Raw genomic sequence first — 18560 nt, forward strand, 5'->3', positions numbered from 1 at the left:
TCAATCCCGAACCGGGGCGGCCTCGCGCATGCGCTTGAGCACCGCCTGATATTGCTCGTTGAGCGTCTTGCGCTCATCCTCGGACAACTGGGGCGAATCCTTCACGGAGATGAGCCGCAGCATCGCCTTCTGAGCGTCAGCGTGGCTGAGCTGGGCGATCTCCTCCGGCGTAAGAAGCGGCGGCACCTCGACTCGCGGGCCGCCGGAGCCGCTCTGCGCCGCCGTGGGAATGTTGGGCGCGGTTCGCGTGCGCGGACCGGTGCGCCCGAAGTCGCCTCGGTTGCCGTTCCCGCTCTCCGAAGCGGCGTCGCCGCTCCCGGTTCCGTTGCCCGCGGGCGGCGTCGTTCCGGCTGGGCGGGACGCGCCGCCGGATGTTCCCGCGCCGCCCGCCGCCGCGACGGACGTGCCGCCGGGCGCGGCGCCACCCTGCGTCCCGCCGCCGGGAGCGGAGGCGGCGCCGGTCGAGGCCGTGGCGTTCTCGGGCTGCGCCGGCGGCTGAGGCGGGGTGTAGCGCGGCTTCCAGACCCAGCGCTCACCGTGGATCCGGCGTCCCAGCGGATTGACGCCGAAATCCTCCTCCGGCTCGAACTTGGCCGCCAGGTAGGGGCTGCGCACCTTGGCGCTGATGGTGAACTTGAACTTGGTGGACCCCTGCTCACGATCGTTGTAGGACGGCGTCACGTCGGTGAAGACGCGCGAGGCGATCAGTCGATCCGCCATGTCATTGACCAGCGAGCCGGTGTCGGCCTCGCCTTGAATCTGGATGTCCTTGCCGTCCTCGTCGAGCGAGATCGACGTGAAGGCGATGCCGATGGGGGCGCAGTTGGCGATGTCGCCGATCAGCTTGGCCATGGGCCAGGTGGCGCGGCTGAGTTCGTCGTACATGCGCAGCTTGCTCTCGCGCTCCTCCAGCGAGGCGGTCAGGGCGTCCAGATCGCCCGCCTTCATGTGGAGAACGCCGACGCGAATCGCGTTGAACGCCAGCGGACCGAACCCCAGCACCAGCAGGGCCAGCACCGCCGCCGCCGTCGCCAGCCGCCGCGAACTGAGCACGGCGGCCAGTCGCTCCACCGCGGACGGGGTGGCCACGGGCAGGTCGTCGCGCAGCGCGGTGAGGGGCTCGAGCTGATCCAGCGTCGCCAGCAGCGCGCCGGTGGCGATGCCGTAGCGCGACCACCAGGATGGATCGACGGGCGCGCCTTCCACGCGGGCGGCGGCGGCCTGCGCCACCATCGAAGGCAGGAACAGCATTCCGCCTTCGCCATTAACCTTGCTCAGCCAGGACGACGTGCCGTGAACCAGCGCCTCGGTGAAGTCATCCGAGTGACCCACGCTCAGGGCGGTTTCCGCCAGCAGGCGGCTGACGCCCGAGCGCCACTCGCCATCGTTGTCGGCGCTCTCGCTGGCGGCGCGGAACACGGCCCCCTGCGGATGCGACAGCGCCAGCGCGACCGAGCCGTCGGTCCGATCCACCCACAGGGTGGGATCGTTGGTGCGCGTGCCGTTGACCAGGGCGGCCAGGCACGCCACGTCCGGCGCGTACGTAACGGGGCGCGTCAGCGCGAGTTCCGGCTTGCGCGCTTTCTCGGGCCAGGCGAGGATCAGCCCGGCGCGGCTGGTTTCGCCCGCGGAGGCGTGCAGCACCGCCATCGCCTGACGGTGGGGGGGAGCCGTGCCCAGCAGGTAGGTCTCCGCCTGCAGACGCAGGGCGGGCAGCAGCTGCTCCGGCGCCGCGCTGGGCAGCGCGGTGGTGCGGCAGACGACCGACGAGGCCGGCAGCACGCAGATGGTGCGGCTGACCCGATGCCCGGAGAGCCACTCCTCGATGTGCGGCTGCCGATCCGGGGCGAAGTCCCGCGTCTCGACCACCCGGATCTTGCCGTTGACCCGGCGCGCCGCCACGCCGCGCCACGTGCGGCCCGTCTGATGCAGGGCCGCCAGCATGGCGGGATCGGTGGCGGGCTGGGGGATTGGACGGGTCACTGTTCCCGAATCTCCAGAATGCGGACGGGCAGTGTTGACCGGTCGATGACCACGATCAACTGCACCTCGATGCCGTTCGTCTCACTCCTACCTACGGATGTCACGGTGAAAACATTGCTCGTGACGTCGGCGACGTCGGCGATCTGCTGCAGCGTGGCCCCGTTCATGTCCGGGACGGCGATCAACTCCATGAGACTGGTGAATCCGGACGGGTTGCGGGTGCGCCGGTAGACGATCTCGTCCGCCGCCGCCGGGGCGAACTGCAGCACGTCGCGCAGCAGATCCTGCGAGGCGGTATTGATGTTGATCTTGCCGGGCAGCCGGAACGACGGGTCGTCCATCGTCAGCTCGCTGAAGACCAGCACCAGTTGGTTGTAGTCGAGCGGCAGGGCGCGGTTGGCGAACTGGCCGTTGAGGTCGGCGATGGACCCGTCCTCGCGGATGAAGTTGATCGGCACCGTGATGAGCGAAGAGAGCTTGTTGTTGGGATTGAGTCCGAAGTTGAGGAGGGCCTGCGCCTGGTCGCGGCTGGTGCGGGTGCGCTGCTGCACATCCTCGATGGCCGCCTCCGGCAGGTACAGCCGCGGCTGGCCGCTGGAGGACAGACCCCCCGCCACCGAGTAGGCGGTCAGATATCGGGCCCAGCCCGGCTCGAGCACCCCGTTGGCGTTGTCGCGGGGCAGGAGCAGGTTGCCGTCGTCCTCGTTGGGGTCAAGACGGTTGTTGTAGTTCCAATCCTCCTCGCGCACTTCCTCGGGCGTGACGCCGGCGACCAGCTCCACCTCGGCGACGGATCGCATCGGTGCGTTTCGGGGCACGTATCCGAACGAGGACGAGAGGTAATAGGTCATCTCCGCGCCCTGCCCGGTGATGACGTCGTCCTCGTCGATCCAGTCCACGATGGCGTCCACCACGCTCTCGTGAATGTACAGGTTCAGCAGCGGCTGACGATTTTCGGGCGTGAGGTTGATGTTGAACCTGGAGTGTTCATCCATCGGGCCGGCGAAGCGCTGGCCGTCCACCTCGTGCTCGATGAAGTAGAACGCCTTCTCCAGTTCGCCCGGATCGCTGTAGGCGATGGCGGCCATCTCCTGGTAGATGCGAAAGGCGTTGGTGGCGTCGGGGTTCTCGGTGAAGTAGCCGAGAACGGAGATGGTCCGTTCAACGCCGGCCCGCGCCGCCCATCGTGCGCGCACCCGCTCCATCGCCTGCGTGCCCATGGCCGCCTGCCGGTAGCCGGTGATCTGGATTGACGCGGTGATGATCGCGCCCATGGCGATCGCCCAGAGGACGATGACCACGACCGACGCGCGGCGTCTGGCCGATGCGCCGCGCCGCGGTGGGCGTGATGCGGGTTTGCGACGGGTGAGGATCATGGAGCGCCTCCCCGACCCCCGCCGCCTCCGGGTCGTCCGCCGCCGCCCGTTCCGCCTCCGCCTCCGGGTCGTCCGCCTCCACCGCCGCCCATGCCTCCGCCGGGGCGACCGCCGCCGCCTCCGCCGCCGAAGCCGCCGCCGGGTCGGCCACCGCCGCCGGTTCCGCCGCCCCCGGCGCCGCCTCCACCTCCGCCGCCCGTACCGTCACCGGACTGGTTGCCGGCGCCGCCCGTGCCAGCGCCGCCGGTGGCTCCGGTGCTGGATTCGTCATCCTCCGAATCGGCGTCGTACGGGGGCAGCACGCGGTCGATCGAGACAACGGTGCGCAGCACCACGGGTCGATCGCCCGGCTTGCCCGTCACCGGCGCGGTAATCGTGATGCGGATGGCGAATGGCAGACCCAGCTCATCCGAGTCCCAACTGTTGTACCAGAGGTAGCCGTCAAAGGCCTCGACGTTGAAGCCGATGATGTCCTCGATGAGGGGGAGCGCCACGCCCCCGCCGTCGTAATACTCATCCACGGGCGCATCGCGCCGCTGCCACAGCACGGGGCCGAGCGAATCCTCGATGATGCGGTACTGCGTCTCGTACTCGACGCCCTCGCCCTGACCATAGTTTTCGCGGGTCTGACGCAGGCGGCTGGAGAAGAGCAGCAGGTCGTCTCGATCGACCGGTCCGTTGATGGTCGTGCCCAGTCCGTCCACGATGCGCAGCTTGGTCCAGAAGAGATCCTCGCTGCGCAGCACGCACTGCACGTCCTGGCGGATGGTGTTGAGGGCCGCGTCCGCCCGCACGTGGGCCAGCAGCCGCTGCTGGCCGATCAGCCGGGCGGTGGTGAGCTGTCCCATGCTCGACCAGAGCGCGCCCAGCACGAACGCGGCGATCACGGCGGTGATGATGACTTCCACCAGCGTGAAGCCGCGCCGGGCGGTCAGGCGACGGGATGGCGCGAGGCGGACCGTCATCGCGTGATCGGCTCCCCTGGCTTGCGGTTCTCGATCTGCGTCTCGCCCCGGCGGACGGCGATGTACGTCTGCACCGTCTCACTGCGCGGACGCCCCCCCGACTCCCACGTGATGGTCGCGGTGACCCGGTAGGGCTCGATGTCACCCTGATCCTGAAGTTCGAGTTTGAAGGAATACCGCTCGAACGGCGCGGCGCACTGGCCTTCCAGGTCGTATCGCTTGAGATACTCCACCGGGCCTTCCACGACGATCATGTTGAGCATCTCGTCGATGAGCCACGAGGCGACGATGCGCTCCTCGCCGATCCTCATGCGGGCCGAGGCGTCGGACGCGATCGAGACCAGCACCGCCAGCCCGATGCCCAGAATCGTGCCCCCCGCCAGGGCTTCGACCAGCGCAATGCCGCGGCGCGCCCGCGTGGCGCGAGAGACGGCGTGTGATGCGAAGCGGCGCATGGCTTACCACACCTCCCGGTCGCGGCCCGCCAGGTCAAGATCGATGGGCGCCCGTGGTGAGCCGTCGATCTGTCCGCGATAGATCAGTCGGGCGTTGATGGCGTGGGCGGGCAGGAACACCGTGACTTCCAGCCCCGCGTCGCCGCTGATGAGCAGCAGCTCGATGGAGGGGCGACCGCGCCCCGGCGTGACGGGCACCATCCAGTCGGCGGCGGGAACGATCAGCCCGTCCTGACGCACCATCGCCACCACCATGTCATCGGGCAGCCGCACGGGCGACACGAACCGGTCGATCTCCCAACGCGGGGGGTTGTCGGGCTCGGCCACGTCGCCCACGAGGGAAAGCAGCATGATGACCCCCGCGCCGGGGTCGTAGCCGATGGCGATCTTGGACTCGCCCATGCTCTCGCGATGGGCGAAGAGCGTGAACAGTTCCGCCACCTCCTCCGCCGCCAGGGTCGCCTGCCGCCGCGCGGAGCCCACGAGCCGCGGCGCCACCATGCTGGCGAGAATCGCGAGCACCACCACGACCACGATCATCTCGATCATGGTGAAGCCGCGAGCGCGATGGTGACGGGCGTGATCGGGCATCGGGGTTGCCGGAGCGACTGGCCTACTGGGTGACGTCCGCGTTTTCGCCGGTGCCGCCGGGGGTGCCGTCGGCGCCGAACGAAACAATGTCGAAATCCGAGTTCACGACGCCGGGCACGCGGACGACATAGACACGCCCCCAGGGATCCTGGATGGCCTCGACGCCGCGCTTGGAGAGGTACGGTCCGCTGGGCCCGCCGCCCTGATCCGGTCCGAGGAGAAGGATCGAGAGATCCATGCCGTCCTCCACGTAGCCGCCGGTGTCGAGTCGCCAGTTCTCCAGCGCCTTGGCGATGGTGGCGGCGGTGGACTTGGCGACCTTGGACTTGGCCGACCCCAGCGCGCCGAACACCCGCCAGCCGATCATGCCCGCCAGCAGCGCGATGATGGTGACGACCACGAGAATCTCGATGAGCGTGAAGGCGCGTCGGAGCCCACGGCGGGGGGGGCGCGGGCTTCGACGGATGAGGTTGACCTGAGTGGTGCGCATGAGCGATGCTCCAGCCGATTCTTCAAGGACCATTGGTCTATACGAGCGTCACGCCCGGTTCATCCCGCGGCGAGATTCTGCAACTCCAGCAGGGGCAGCAGGATCGCCGCCAGGATGAAGCCGCCCAGGCACGCCATGACCACCAGCAGCGCAGGGGGCAGCAGCGACGTGAAGATCTTGATCGAGTTCTGCACCTGGCGGTCAAAGGCGCCGGCGGCATGCAGCAGCATCGCCTCCAGCTTGCCCGAACGCTCGCCCAGGTTGACCACCTGGATCAGCAGGGGCGGGAACAGGCCGGATCGCTCCAGCGGGTCCGCCAGGGCCTTGCCGGTCGTCACCTGCTGCTGCACCTCGTCCACGGCCTTCATGAGTGCGGCGTTTCCCAGCGTGTCGCGCGTGATGCGCAGCCCGTCGAGGATGGAAATGCCCGCCGAACTGAGCGTGCCCAGCGTGCGCGTGAAGCGGGCCACCGCCACGTCGCGGGCCAGGCGCCCGTAGAGCGGCAGGCGAAGAAGCAGGGTGTCGAAGCGAAGCCGGTTCTCGGGCCGAGCGACCCAGTATCGGAAGGCGAACCACAGCGCGACCGCGCCCAGCAGCACGAAAATGCCGTACGCGGCCAGCGTGTCCGCCACCGCCAGCACGATGCGCGTGGGAAGCGGCAGCTCGATCTGGCCCATGAGCGGCTCGATCAGCGCGGGCACCAGGAACGTCACCAGGATGACCGCGCTGATGGCGATGAGCACCGCCACGATGAGCGGATAGATGGTGGCGCCAACCACCGACCGGCGCAGTTCAATGGACCGTTCCAGCAGGTCGGCGAGCTGGTGCATGATGCCGCTCATCTCGCCCGAGGCGTCGGCGGCGCGCAGCATGCCGACGATCATGTCGTCGAAGGGCGGGCCGTACTCACGCGCCGCCTGATGCAGGGGCGTTCCGGCCTCGATGCGCTCGATCAGGTGGTCCAGGATGATCGGCTGCGCCTTGCCGGTGGCCTGTTTGCGCACGGTGCGGAGCGAGGCCATGAGCGGCAAACCCGCCTCCAGGGCGGTGGCCAGCTCGCGGATGAGATTGGCGATCTCCTGCCGCTTGAGGGTGGGACGCGCGGCGCGCCGGAACAGCGCGGGGCGCGCCGCGGCGCCGCGCTCCGAGCCGCCTTCCGACGCCGCCTCGAGCATGGTGGGCGTCTCGCCCCTGGCGGTGAGCGCCCGCACCGCGGCGGCGCGGTCCGGAGCGGCGATCACGCCCGTCGTGATCTGGCCTCCGGCTGTCAGGCATTGGTACTGGAACGAGGGCATGGCGTCTTACCCGACGGTGTCCTCGGCGTCCTGCGTGGCGCGAAGCACTTCCTCGACGCTGGTTTCACCCGCGGCGGCCTTCTGCATGCCGTCGGCCCGCATGACGAGGAAGTCCGCGTCCGCCAGCGCCCGCAGGTCGGCGGCGGTGCGGTTCTCGGAGATGCCCTTGCGAAGGCCCGGGTTGATGCGCAGCAGTTCGAAGAACCCGATGCGCCCGCGATAGCCCGAGTTATTGCATTCCTCGCAGCCGACGCCCTTCCAGACGTGGCCCTTGAAGAGTTCCGCCTCGGCGGGCGTGAGGCGGTGCTCCACGTCCTCGGCGATGGGTACGCGCACCCGGCAGTGGCGGCACAGACGGCGCCCCAGACGCTGCGCCAGGATGCCCTCCAGCACCGAGGCGACCAGGTAGGGCTCCGCGCCCATGTCGATCAGGCGGCCGATGGAGCTGACGGCGTCGTTGGTGTGCAGCGTGGAGAAGATCAGGTGGCCGGTCAGCGCGGAGCGGATGGCGATGTCCGCCGTCTCGCCGTCGCGGATTTCGCCCACCATGATGATGTCCGGATCCTGACGCAGAATGTGGCGCAGCCCCGTGGCGAAGGTGAGTCCTCGCTTGGGGTTGACGGGAATCTGGTTGATGCCGGTGAGTTCGTACTCGACCGGATCCTCGATGGTGATGATCTTCTTGCGAGGATCGTAGATGCGCGTCAGCGCGGTGTAGAGCGTGGTGGTCTTGCCGCTGCCGGTCGGGCCGGTCACCAGCACCAGGCCGTGCGGCTTGCCGATCAGCGAGTCCACCTTGGCGCGCATGGCGCGGGCCATGCCCAGGGCCTCGAGCTCCAGCGGCAGCGTGCTCTTGTCGAGGATGCGCATCACCACCGACTCGCCGTACAGCGTGGGCACCGTGGACACGCGGATATCGACCTTGCGTCCCTCAAAGCGCAGCGTGATGTGCCCGTCCTGAGGCACGTATCGCTCGGCGATGTTCATGCCCGCCATGATCTTGACGCGCCCGATCAGCGCCGGTTGCAGGTTCTTGGGCGGGGGGGGCTGCTCGTTGAGTACGCCGTCGATGCGGTACTTGACCTTCAGTTCATTCTCGAAGGGCTCAATGTGAACGTCGCTGGTGCGTGACTTGATGGCCTCCAGCAGCAGCAGGTTCACCAGGTTGATGAGCGTGGGCTGCTCCGCCATCCGGTGGATGTCTTCCGCCTCGATGGCGTCGAGGTTGTGCTCCAGGTCGGTGGCGGCCAGATCCGTGTCGCCCGCCAGCGACTCGGCCATGCGGGCGGCGGTGGTGCCATAGTGCTCCCGCATCAGTTCGGAGAAGGGCGCCTCATCCAGACCCACGCGCGTCACGGGGTGACCCGCCAGCGTGGCGATCTCGTCCACTGCGGCCAGATCCAGCGGGTCGCGCATGGCGACCACCAGCCGACCGCGCTCCAGGCGCAGCGGGACGGCGCGAAGCCGAACCGCGATCTCCGGCTCCAGCAGCGCCACGGCGGCCTTGTCCACCGGCGGGGGCTTCTTCAGCCACTCGATGCCCAGGGCGCGGCAGCGACGCATGACCGCGCCCCCGTCGTCGGACGAACCCGGCGGCTCGGATGCCGATCCCCCTCCCGGCGCGCCGTTGAGCGACGGCGCGCTTCCCGGGTTCGGCGGCGCCATCTCCAGGTCGCCGCCCGGCGTGGCGCCCGTGGCCGCTCGTGATGTGCCGCTGCTGGTGACGTTGCCGGGCATGGATGGGTCCGTATCGGGGATTCGAGCACCCCATTCTACAACTGAAATCGAACGGCGCGGGACACGAAGGCGTTGACTGTTTCGGACATGTCGATGGACGGCAGCGACTCCTTCTGCACCGGAGTCAGCACCGATTCGATCTGCGTGATGGTGTTCTTCGCCAGGTCGAATCGCTCCTTGAGGAGCCCGCCGTATGGCTCCTGTCCGAACGGCGCCCCCGCGATGACGATCTCCGCTCCGCGGCCGCCCCGGTTGTCACGAACCGGCTGCATGTTGGCGATGAAGGGAGGCAGTTCCTGCTCCTCCTTGCGGATGGCGTCGATGAGCCGATTCGTCAGGCCGTCCAGCCGCGTGTTGAACTGGCTTTCCAGATCGTTGATGATCGGCTCCTGCTCGGGCGCCAGTTTGGCGTGCTTTCGCACGGCCTCGAACATCCGGTGCGCCCGCGTGGTCTCGAAGGCCAGCGGAAACGCCCGCTTCAGGTACGCCGCATGCAGCCGGTCGCCCAGTTCCGGCCCCAGCTCCGCTCGAAGCCCCGCCAGCGTGCGTTCATTCACGTCGCGCACCACGATGCGTTTCTTCGTGCCCTGCTCCCAGATCTTGGCGATCGCCTCACGGTCGCCCATTTTCTCGATCATTTCCCGCTGCAGGGGCTCCAGGGCCGCCTGACGCGACGTGAGGGCGATGTCGATCTCCACCGCCCACTGTTCCAGCATGGGGGCTACGCGAGCCAGTTCCTCCTCGGAGAGCTCCAGATCGCCCACCAGCAGCAGCAGGTCCACGTCCTCGCCGCCGAGGCGTGAGTTGGGGAGCAGCTTCGCACGGCGCTGCTCACGCTCGAAGATCGGCCAGCGATCGGCCTGATCCTCACGCAGCAGACTGCGCAGGTTGACGATCAGTTCTTCGTCCAGTCGCTCGCGGGTCTTGTTCCACCCTTCCATGAGCGGACCCATCTGGCGTCCGAAGATGCTGAAATCCCCGGTGGCCTGAACTTCCTCGCGCATCTCGCGCTGCTTGGTCCGGATCTTCTCCACCTCGGCGTCGAAGGTCTGCCGATACGCCGCCAGCAGCTCCCGCGCCAGCAGCGACTGTGTGTCATCCAGCGTCAGCACCCGGCCGTAGTGCTTCAGTTCGCGCTCGGTCATCACCGGGCGAAAGGACGTGTCGTTCATTGGCCCGCCGGTGCTGAAGGCCATCGAGATGCGCTGTTCCTGCGCCTGAAGAGTCGGGGCCGTGACGCCGAAAAGCGTCATCGCCGTGACCAGCGCGGCATGATGGGAGACTTGTCGAAACGTCGTCGTCATGGGCGATGCTCCTGAGCGTGGAGATGGGTGCGACGATCCGCCGGGCGCGGACCCGTCGCGGGGAAACTTCTCCCGCGCCGATCCGGCTCGGATGAACGTGCGCCTCACTGTACGCCCCGGAGACGGTGTTCCGTCAGGATGCGGGGGCTTTGCCGTTCGAACCCTCGTGTACCCGAACCCTCGAATCCGCGTCGGCCAGTCCGCCGATGCGATGGTCATCGCATCGAATCGACCAGGCCCCGCGGGAAGCCGCGCTCATCGAGAGGCGAAGTCGCCTGTCCGCCGCCCCGCCCGCCTCCGTCCCCGCCGCGCCCGCCCCCGTCGCCTCCGCGTCCGCCTCCGCCGCGCCCTTCGCCGCCCCGTCCGCCTCCGCCGGGGAAGCCCCCGCCGCCCATCCCGCCGCCCAGTCCGGCGGGGAGGCCGCCTCGCCCGCCGCCCGCATCGGGACGTCGAGAGGGTCGCGGCAGGGCCGCCACCTGCTCCTCCGTCAGCAGGGCGCGAAGCTGCGTCATCATGTCGCGCTCGAAGTCGGATCGCTCGTTCATCGCGGTTCGGATCGGGTCGTCGCGCATGGATCGCTGATCCACGTTGCCGCCTTCCATGCGGGCGCGGATCATTTCGATCTGCCGCTCGATGGCCTTGGGCTCGTGCTCACGGACGATCCGCTGCAGTTGCTCATTCTTGGCGGCCAGCATCGTCTCGAACTGCTGCGCCAGCGACTCGACCGCCGCCTTGGCCGACGGATCGGCGTACTCCATGGCCAGGGCGGCCTTGAAGACCTGCTGGCCGTATGTCTCGCCGTACACCGTGGGATACGCCGCCTCGCGGTACGCCTTGCGGAACGCCTGCGGATCGGGCGTGAGCGGCTCGATCTGGGTGGCGAACATCTCGTTGATGTCGCGGATGCGCACGCGCAGCTTGCGCTGGCGCTCGATGGCCTTGAGCCCCTTGTCGAAGTCCATGGCCTGCATCGCGTCGCGCATCTCGGTCTCGGCGCGGGACATGTCCGCCTCGCGGGCCTGCAGCGCCTGATCCAACTGCACGTCGTATTCCGACAGCACCGGGTCGATGGGCGAGCGCTGCGCCTCGTCCAGCCGCAGCCCTTCGATGATGCGGAACAGATCCACCCGCTCACCCGAGATCAGCCCACGCGGAATCGCCTGCTGCCGGCGCATGGCTCGCTCGAACACGGGCCAGTGCTGGGCCTGATCCTCGTGCAGCACCGACTTGACGTTGCTGATGAACTCCGCCCCCAGCTGCTCACGCTGCTGACGGGCTTCGGCCATCAGGGCGCGGAACGGCTCGATCCTCGCCCGCCAGTCCTCGTTGCGCGACACGCTCTGCTCCATCTCCTCCCGCAGACGATTCATCTGGTCGCGGAACTTCTCCGACTGGGCGCGGAAACTTGACTCGTAGCCGTCCAGAAACGCCTGCGCCAGGGCCTGCTGCGTGTCATCCAGCTTCAGGATGCGGACCATCGTGGGCAGATCGCGGCGAGAGAACTCCGGCGTCGAGGCGTCCCCGAACGCCTGGAACCCGCCCTGCCCCTGACCAAACTGCGCGGTGGCGGGCATGGCGACGCACAAGCCGCCCAATGAGGCCGTCAGCAGAAACACACGAATCGGGACGGTCAGCCGATGCAGAAACGTCATGGGAACGCATCTCCGAAGAAAAGGGCCTGAATCGGTCGTCCGTCCACGGGCGGAGCAACCGCGCCACTCCAACGTACCTACGGGGGATTCATGGCACGGAATCCCCCGGAATCACGAAAAACCAGGTCGCCATGCCCTGCGTCGCCGAGGCGTCCCCGCCGCCGACCGCAGGCCGATTGTCTTCGACGCTCACGGCGTTCCGTTGCAGAGATGAGGTCGATACGGGCCGGAGTCCTGCGTGCGCGGCCAGGGCATTCGGCGCCGCAGGAAGACACCAAGACACGCGCTGCGGAGCGTCGCGCCAGCCGTGCCGACCTTGAAATACCCGGCCCTGACCGTCACGGATCAGCGTGTGGTCAACTGCTCGATCCGCTTCTCCGACACCGTCCGCACCACCCGGTCCACGAAGATGCCCGGCGTATGGATGCCGTCTGGATCGAGCGCCCCGATCTCGACCACCTCCTCCACCTCCGCCACGCAGACCTTGCCGCACGTGGCGACCATGGGGTTGAAGTTGCGGGCGGTCTTGCGGTAGACAAGGTTCCCCGACTTATCGGACTTCCACGCCTTCACCAGCGACAGGTCCGCCACGATGCCACGCTCCAGCACGTACTCACGCCCGTCGATGGTCCGCGTCTCCTTGCCCTCGGCGATGACGGTGCCCACCCCCGTGGGCGTGTAGAACGCGGGAATGCCCGCCCCGCCCGCCCGCATCCGCTCCGCCAGCGTGCCCTGCGGGGCGAACTCCAGCTCCAACTCGCCCGCCATGTACTGGCGCTCAAACTCGGCGTTCTCGCCGACGTAGGACGAGATCATCTTGCGAATCTGCCGCGTCCGCAGCAGCAGCCCCAGCCCCCAGTCATCCACGCCCGCGTTGTTGGAGATGACGGTGAGCCCGCGCACGCCCGAGTCGCGCAGGGCGATGATGAGCCGCTCAGGGATGCCGCACAACCCGAATCCGCCCACGGCGATGGTCATGTCATCATGCAGAAGCCCCTCAAGGGCGGCGGCGGGAGTGGAGTAGGTTTTGTCACAGGAGAGCATGGTGCGTGATTGTGACGGGGTGGGGTGGGGGGATCAAGGGGTGGGGGGACAGGAGAGCGGGAGAACAGGAGAGCGGGAGAGCAGGAGGGCAGGAGGGGATGAGCGGGTTAGCCCCCGGCTTGGCCGGGAGTTGGGGTACGAGTCCGAAGCACTCGCGCAAGTGTACAACGCTGATCGGCCAAACGACAGACGATTAGGGTGTATCTCGCAATCGCACTCAAGTGTTAGATTAGTTGATTCGATGAACCCGCAAATCGCGAAGGCGCGACTCTTGCGGGGATTCATCATGTCAACTACGGCGTACCGTTCGTTCAAATGGTCGGTCATTCTGGCTGCGACTCTGGCTGTGGCCGCATTCATCGTCATCGCGGGCGTCCTCCGCGGCACCAAGCAGGAGTCGCGCGCATCCGCCAGCGTCTCGACCCCCACCATGACCGGTGATCTGGACGGCGGAGTCGTTCCGGACATTCTTATCGCCGACCCGAGCGCCGCGCCGACGCCGGCATCCGGCCAAGTCGGCGTGTTGACGATCGTCACGGGCGAAACGGGTGCCGTGGCGACCACCATCACGGGAACCGCCCCCGATGGCGAGTTCGGTGCGGCCGCGTCGGTGATCGGCGATCTCAATGGCGACGGGTTCAACGACATCGCCGTCGGAGCGCCCGGAGTGACTGGAACGGCGAGCGGCGGCGAGGGCGCCATCTACGTTTTCTTCGGGCCCTTCCCGGCCGGAGCCGGAGACGAGCGGACCGCCGCCGATGCCGATCTGTTCATGGAAGCGCCGGTGGCATCCACCTACGGGTTCGGCGATCGCATCGCGCCGCTCGCGGACTTCGACATGGATGGCACGGTGGACCTGCGGGTTCGCGGCTGGTACCTCGACAGCCAAGGGCAGCCCAATACGCGCACGTATGTGGTCTCCGGATCGACCGGCGAGATTCTCCACGTCGTCGTGGGGGACGCCCCCTTCGATCCATGGGCGGATCAACCCGGCGACGTGAACGGTGATGGCGACGTGAACGAGACCGATCTCTCGATCATTCAGGCCAACCTCGGGATGCAGGGCAACCTGCCGATCTCCGACGGCGACCTGAACTCGGATGGAACCGTGGATGGCGCGGACTATCAGATCGCCCTCGATCATCAGGGCGAGTCGATGTTCCACGTAGTGCTCGACCCGTCTGACGTGCACTGGCTTCAGAACGCGCAAGGCATCAGCACCATGCTGCCGAGCAACATCTTCTTCCCGTGGATCGGCGGGCTGGACATCGGAGGCGGAGGAAGCGCCGGGGGAGGCGGCACGGGCGGCTGGGGCGGCGGTGGAAGTGGCGGTGGTGGCGGTGGGGGCGGGGGAAGTGGTGGAGGCGGGGGCACCGGTGGCGGCATCGGTGGCGGGGGCGGGGGCGGCGATCCGCCGCCTTGTGACCTGGTCATCCGCCAGCCCGGGTTCGGTGGACACCGACTGCTCCCGCCGAAGTATGTGGCGAAGGGGTCCGAGCACGTGGTTGGCTCGTTCTGGGGCTACTCCGCGGTGGCCAGCTCCTGGGCGACCAGCAGCTCGACGGTGGCCGAGATCATCGAGCCGCCCGACCCGAGCCACACGCACGAGGTGCGCATCCGCTTCAACGACACGGGCTTCGCGCGCGTGACGGCGTCGATCAACGACTGCGAGGCGCGGTGGGATGTGTGGGTGGTTGAGGTGACGCTGACGCCTGACCCGGATACGCACGTCGATGAAGAAACCGATCTGACCGTTCTTCCGACGGACACCGAGACCGTCGAGATTACATGGGAGCCCGCGATTGTGGATCTTTACCTGGAGTTCCACGAGAGCATGGCGGCACGTTTCGTCGACGGAGATGACCTTGTGACAGGCATCTCAATCTCGGGAGGGCAGGCCGAGGTCGTCGTTCGATCCCTCGGAATCGGAGCAGCGTCGATTGCTGTGAAGGCGGATCATCCAGACAGTTCACTGCTTGGCAGCATGAACGTCGTGATGGGCGGAACGGTGGGAATCGAGTTCAATCGTGCGCCCACGTTCCCGGTCAGATCGGAGTCGCCGATCGGTGCCCCCGGGGCGGACCACCCGTACGAGGACGACGGCTTGATCCGCATTGGCGGGCGTGAGGTGCTTTCGGAGCTGATCGGCGCTCGATCGCCGATCACTGATGAGCACCTCGCGCTCATCGAGAGTGCCACGAACGGGCAAGGTGAGGTTGCCACGTTCCGCGTGCGCGTCAAGGACGCGAAGGGAAACCCCAAGCCAAGCAAGCGCGTCGGGCTGGTCGCCGCGACGGATCGACTGACTATCGAAAGCCAGTCGGGCATTCTGGACATTCTCCCGCTCACGAACGAACAGGGGTGGGCGGACTTCACTGTGTCGGCCAATGTGTGGAGTTCCGCGCCATTCGACAATCGCACGGAGAGCGTGTTCCTTGAGAACGTTGCGGCCCTGGCTGGCCGAACGGCGGACGCATTCCGCGACGGGGTGATCGACGAGGAGTTCATCAACTCTCTCCGATCGACGCAACGGTTCGACATCGGCGGGAGCCACAGGTTCACCGGTCATTCACTCCAGTTCACGAACCCTCTAACCGGTCTTGGGCTTGCCGGTTCGAATGCCCACCTGGTCGTCAGTCTGGATGTGCCTGTCCTCAACGACGCGCAGTATCGGACGGCTCTTGACGCTCTGCAGCAGTCGGTGTACCTGCACGGCACTGAGTTGTGGGGGCACACGTTGAATCTCTGGGATCCGGACAGCAACGACATCCTGGGCATCACCGTCCAGCATCCGGGGTACCTTGCGGACAACATGCAGTGGCTCGCCACTCTCGCGCAGGAAAAGTGGTATCCACGAATCGAGGACTACTTCCAGTCCAACGGGTTCGTCTTCACCGATTTCACACTGGCGGTCGATGACTTCGATCCGGAGAATCCGCCACCCGGATACACGGGCGTGTTCCGAGCGGTAGAGGTTGCCGCAATCACGGCGGAGATCGGTCTGGGGTTCGCGCCAGGCTATGACCTCATCGATGTGATCAAGGAGGGCTTCTGGAAGCCGGTCTTCAACGACGACACCTCCACGAGCAACTACGTGATCGCTGGCGTGTCGCTGGCAGGCCTCGCTGCCGACGCCGGTTACCTTGCTGGTGGCGTGCCCGGCGCCATTCTCAACGCGGCCACGAGCGTGCTCAAGGCGATCGTCAAGTTCGTGCCGGTCAACGTGGTGCTGGACATCGCGCTTCGACTGGGTGATGAACTGATCGCGGGGCTTGGCGCCATCGTCAAGCACATCGCAAAGATTCCTTGGCCGGAGGGGATGAACGTCTTTGACTGGGCGGTTCACGCCGCCGAGACGCTGATCAACCAGTGGAATCGGGTCCTGTACAGCCCGATCGGCCTGGATTCGAGCCACATGGCCTCGGCCGTGGACATCGTCAACCGCCGGCTGTCCCGGACCGTCGCCGACGAGGCGGCGGAAGGGCTGGCCGCTTACGCCAAGATCGGGAACGGCGGTGCCGAGACGTTTGATGACCTGGTTGACCGCATCGCCATCAATGCCGTCAGCGATGAGGCAATCGCTCAGTCCGCCGAAAGCGTGGCGACAGCGGTCAGGCGGACCTACCATGATGCGGTGCCGGGGGCGCCGAACCCGGACCCGAAGGCCGCAGCCCGGGTGGATGACGCGGTCTTTGCCGCCCGGCAGACCATGCACGGCCACCTCCGCTCGTACGTCACGCCGTACGTCGGCGAGGGGAAGGCATTCAAGACGATGGAGGAGTTCGAGGCGTGCCGGTTCATGCGGGGAGAGAACCTGCGTGCGGACCAAGTGCAGGCGCTCAACGCGATTCGGGGTGCGATCGGCGCGATTCCAGTGGGCGCAGAGGTGGTCAAGGTCGTGAACTTCAGCGACGCGGTCAACCGCATCTCGGACAGCAACGGGCAGCTCGCGGGGTTCTTCACGCGCAAGGCGGATCTCGAAGGAGCGGGCAACGCTGGTCAAGTCATCGAGCGCCTTCGCCTCGACTATGACGGCTCTGCCTTCACCGCCGCCGAGTCGTACGCGCTGATCGAGACTCGAATGAGCGTGTCGCTTGCCTCGAACACGAGAATCCCACGAAGCAGTGGCTACGCCACTGGCGGTGCCGATGAACGCCTCATCAACGCGGCCGCACCCTACACTGGCAACGGCCTCGCGGCATCCCGTGATGGCCGCCTCGCCCCCGAGTGGCACACCACATCAACGTTGATGGAGGTGGATGTCACGGTTATCGCATTCAAGAACGCCGACGGCACGCCGAGGGTCGTGACGATTGGTGGCGGTGGATCGAGTGATCGGTGGGTGCTGCGGCCGAACCCAGGTAGTCCGACCGGTGTCGTTTGGGAGGCGCTGCCTTGACCACGTATCTTGCTCGGCGGCAAAGCGACTGGCTCTTGGCGGCCTTCGCCCCTCATCTTCGCGGCTGCAACCTATCCACAGTAGTCAGTCCAACAGTCGCTCAGGAACGGTTTCAACTGTGGCAAGGGCGCATTTGGGTTCAGTCAGAGGCCGATCCTCGAGAGGTGGTTTTCTACCCCAGGTTGCTCTACCGCGGTTGGTTGGTAACACCCGAGCGTTGGCATCACACTGGCGCGGAGCCGATCCTGCTGGTTCGGATGGGCGTTGAGGAAATCAGCAAGGCCGGCGGCCTGAAGGAGACGATGGAAGCACGGCGGGAATTGGAGACCGACGGCTGGGACTGGAGTCGGATGGAGGAGGGGCTGAAGTACGTCCATGTCGACCAACTGGAGAAAGTCGAGGGACCGCCACCAGAGGGGGCATTCTGATCCGGTCGGGACAGCGGCGTCGGACACTCGGCATCGGTGTGCATTGCCTCGTCCTCTCGACCCCCAACCCCTCTCCCACGCGGAAAGGAGAGAAGCGGCAACAGCCCAGAGCCAAGAGCCAAAGGCCAAGAGCCATCAGCCACCAGCAAACAGCCAAGAGCCACCAGCAAAACCGACCACCGACTACCGACAACCGAAAACCCCCCCCACCCCCTCACCACCCCCCCGCATACTCCGCCGCGTACCCCTCGCCCAGCACCGCCACGCCGTACTCATAGCGCCGCTTGGCGATCTGGCGCAGGTGGAGCAGGTCATGCGCGGCCCACGACGCCAGCAGGTCGCCCGCTCGCAGGCGACCGATCTTCGGGTGCTCGTGCACGCGCGACCAGTCCGGGGCGGCGAGGGAGCGCAGGAAGACCAGCGACTCCTCGCGCAGCCGCCGAAAGCGCGTGAGCGACTCCTCCAGGTCGCGCGACTGGTAGTCCCGCACGGTCGCCCAGCCCACCGGGTCGATGGGCGGCCAGGGGTCGCCCGGGCGGTGGAGCGTCAGGTCCACGCGCGTGCGGAAGTCCAGCGTCTCCTCATCGCAGAGGTGGTTGACGATCTCGACCAGCGACCAGGCGTCCGGGGCGGGCTTCCAGCGGAATTCGGCGGGGCCGACGCCGCGCAGGGCGGCTTCGATCATCGCGGGACCGTGAGCCAGTCGGTCAATCAATGCGGCGGCATTCATGGCGAGAGTGATTCAATGAGGACGAGATGGTCAGCTCGAACGACGGCGCGAGTTCCCGATTTCTCGTGGATGATATGGATCCCGTGCGAACGGTGCGTGCTGCTCGAGCGG

At 67.2% G+C, this 18560-nt stretch carries 13 protein-coding genes and 1 pseudogene; 2 read left to right on the top strand and 12 right to left on the bottom strand.

Going from position 1 to position 18560, the window contains the following annotated elements; translation table 11 throughout:
* The 11 genes and pseudogenes from HRU76_11275 to HRU76_11325 all read right to left on the bottom strand — a co-directional run bounded on the left by HRU76_11275 (position 1) and on the right by HRU76_11325 (position 12892).
* Positions 1-1983, bottom strand: a complete 1983-nt coding sequence (locus HRU76_11275) for a PilN domain-containing protein (GenBank protein QOJ18135.1) — start codon at positions 1981-1983, stop codon at positions 1-3.
* Positions 1980-3359: a general secretion pathway protein GspK gene (locus tag HRU76_11280; GenBank protein ID QOJ18136.1), complete on the bottom strand. Its 1380-nt coding sequence runs from the start codon at positions 3357-3359 to the stop codon at positions 1980-1982. Before HRU76_11280 ends, HRU76_11275 begins: the two co-directional genes overlap by 4 nt.
* Positions 3356-4324, bottom strand: coding sequence for a prepilin-type N-terminal cleavage/methylation domain-containing protein (locus tag HRU76_11285; protein QOJ18137.1), 969 nt, complete (start codon positions 4322-4324; stop codon positions 3356-3358). The genes HRU76_11280 and HRU76_11285 overlap by 4 nt, the downstream gene beginning before the upstream one ends.
* Positions 4321-4779, bottom strand: coding sequence for a hypothetical protein (locus HRU76_11290; protein QOJ18138.1), 459 nt, complete (start codon positions 4777-4779; stop codon positions 4321-4323). The genes HRU76_11285 and HRU76_11290 overlap by 4 nt, the downstream gene beginning before the upstream one ends.
* Before the next feature lie 3 nt (positions 4780-4782).
* Positions 4783-5370: a prepilin-type N-terminal cleavage/methylation domain-containing protein gene (locus tag HRU76_11295; protein ID QOJ18139.1), complete on the bottom strand. Its 588-nt coding sequence runs from the start codon at positions 5368-5370 to the stop codon at positions 4783-4785.
* A gap of 22 nt (positions 5371-5392) precedes the next feature.
* Positions 5393-5860, bottom strand: a complete 468-nt coding sequence (gspG, locus tag HRU76_11300) for a type II secretion system major pseudopilin GspG (GenBank protein QOJ18140.1) — start codon at positions 5858-5860, stop codon at positions 5393-5395.
* Between the two features lie 59 nt (positions 5861-5919).
* Positions 5920-7155: a type II secretion system F family protein gene (locus tag HRU76_11305; protein QOJ18141.1), complete on the bottom strand. Its 1236-nt coding sequence runs from the start codon at positions 7153-7155 to the stop codon at positions 5920-5922.
* Positions 7156-7161: 6 nt separating this feature from the next.
* Positions 7162-8892 (bottom strand): type II/IV secretion system protein, encoded by a 1731-nt coding sequence (locus HRU76_11310; protein ID QOJ18142.1) that lies wholly within the window; start codon positions 8890-8892, stop codon positions 7162-7164.
* Between the two features lie 35 nt (positions 8893-8927).
* Positions 8928-10196: a hypothetical protein gene (locus HRU76_11315; GenBank protein QOJ18143.1), complete on the bottom strand. Its 1269-nt coding sequence runs from the start codon at positions 10194-10196 to the stop codon at positions 8928-8930.
* Between the two features lie 215 nt (positions 10197-10411).
* Positions 10412-10606: pseudogene (locus HRU76_11320) on the bottom strand (hypothetical protein).
* Positions 10607-12193: 1587 nt separating this feature from the next.
* Positions 12194-12892 carry a CoA transferase subunit A gene (locus HRU76_11325; protein QOJ18144.1) on the bottom strand — a complete coding sequence of 233 codons (699 nt, stop codon included), beginning with the start codon at positions 12890-12892 and terminating at the stop codon, positions 12194-12196.
* A gap of 286 nt (positions 12893-13178) precedes the next feature.
* On the opposite strand from HRU76_11325, the gene HRU76_11330 reads away from it, so the two are divergent.
* Positions 13179-17291 (top strand): FG-GAP repeat protein, encoded by a 4113-nt coding sequence (locus HRU76_11330; GenBank protein ID QOJ18145.1) that lies wholly within the window; start codon positions 13179-13181, stop codon positions 17289-17291.
* Positions 17288-17719, top strand: coding sequence for a hypothetical protein (locus HRU76_11335; protein QOJ18146.1), 432 nt, complete (start codon positions 17288-17290; stop codon positions 17717-17719). Before HRU76_11330 ends, HRU76_11335 begins: the two co-directional genes overlap by 4 nt.
* 214 nt (positions 17720-17933) lie before the next feature.
* Here HRU76_11335 and HRU76_11340 read toward each other — a convergent pair whose 3' ends face one another.
* Positions 17934-18449: a DinB family protein gene (locus HRU76_11340; protein QOJ18147.1), complete on the bottom strand. Its 516-nt coding sequence runs from the start codon at positions 18447-18449 to the stop codon at positions 17934-17936.
* Positions 18450-18560 lie beyond the last annotated feature (111 nt).

It is taken from the genome of Phycisphaeraceae bacterium, from assembly GCA_015709595.1.
GTDB lineage: Bacteria > Planctomycetota > Phycisphaerae > Phycisphaerales > SM1A02 > CAADGA01.

Bases quoted from the DNA above. Each gene is read 5' to 3' on its own strand.
- HRU76_11280 (QOJ18136.1), bottom strand. From the start codon at position 3,359: ATGATCCTCACCCGTCGCAAACCCGCATCACGCCCACCGCGGCGCGGC.
- HRU76_11285 (QOJ18137.1), bottom strand. From the start codon at position 4,324: ATGACGGTCCGCCTCGCGCCATCCCGTCGCCTGACCGCCCGGCGCGGC.
- HRU76_11290 (QOJ18138.1), bottom strand. From the start codon at position 4,779: ATGCGCCGCTTCGCATCACACGCCGTCTCTCGCGCCACGCGGGCGCGC.
- HRU76_11295 (QOJ18139.1), bottom strand. From the start codon at position 5,370: ATGCCCGATCACGCCCGTCACCATCGCGCTCGCGGCTTCACCATGATC.
- gspG (QOJ18140.1), bottom strand. From the start codon at position 5,860: ATGCGCACCACTCAGGTCAACCTCATCCGTCGAAGCCCGCGCCCCCCC.
- HRU76_11305 (QOJ18141.1), bottom strand. From the start codon at position 7,155: ATGCCCTCGTTCCAGTACCAATGCCTGACAGCCGGAGGCCAGATCACG.
- HRU76_11310 (QOJ18142.1), bottom strand. From the start codon at position 8,892: ATGCCCGGCAACGTCACCAGCAGCGGCACATCACGAGCGGCCACGGGC.
- HRU76_11315 (QOJ18143.1), bottom strand. From the start codon at position 10,196: ATGACGACGACGTTTCGACAAGTCTCCCATCATGCCGCGCTGGTCACG.
- HRU76_11325 (QOJ18144.1), bottom strand. From the start codon at position 12,892: ATGCTCTCCTGTGACAAAACCTACTCCACTCCCGCCGCCGCCCTTGAG.
- HRU76_11330 (QOJ18145.1), top strand. From the start codon at position 13,179: ATGTCAACTACGGCGTACCGTTCGTTCAAATGGTCGGTCATTCTGGCT.
- HRU76_11340 (QOJ18147.1), bottom strand. From the start codon at position 18,449: ATGAATGCCGCCGCATTGATTGACCGACTGGCTCACGGTCCCGCGATG.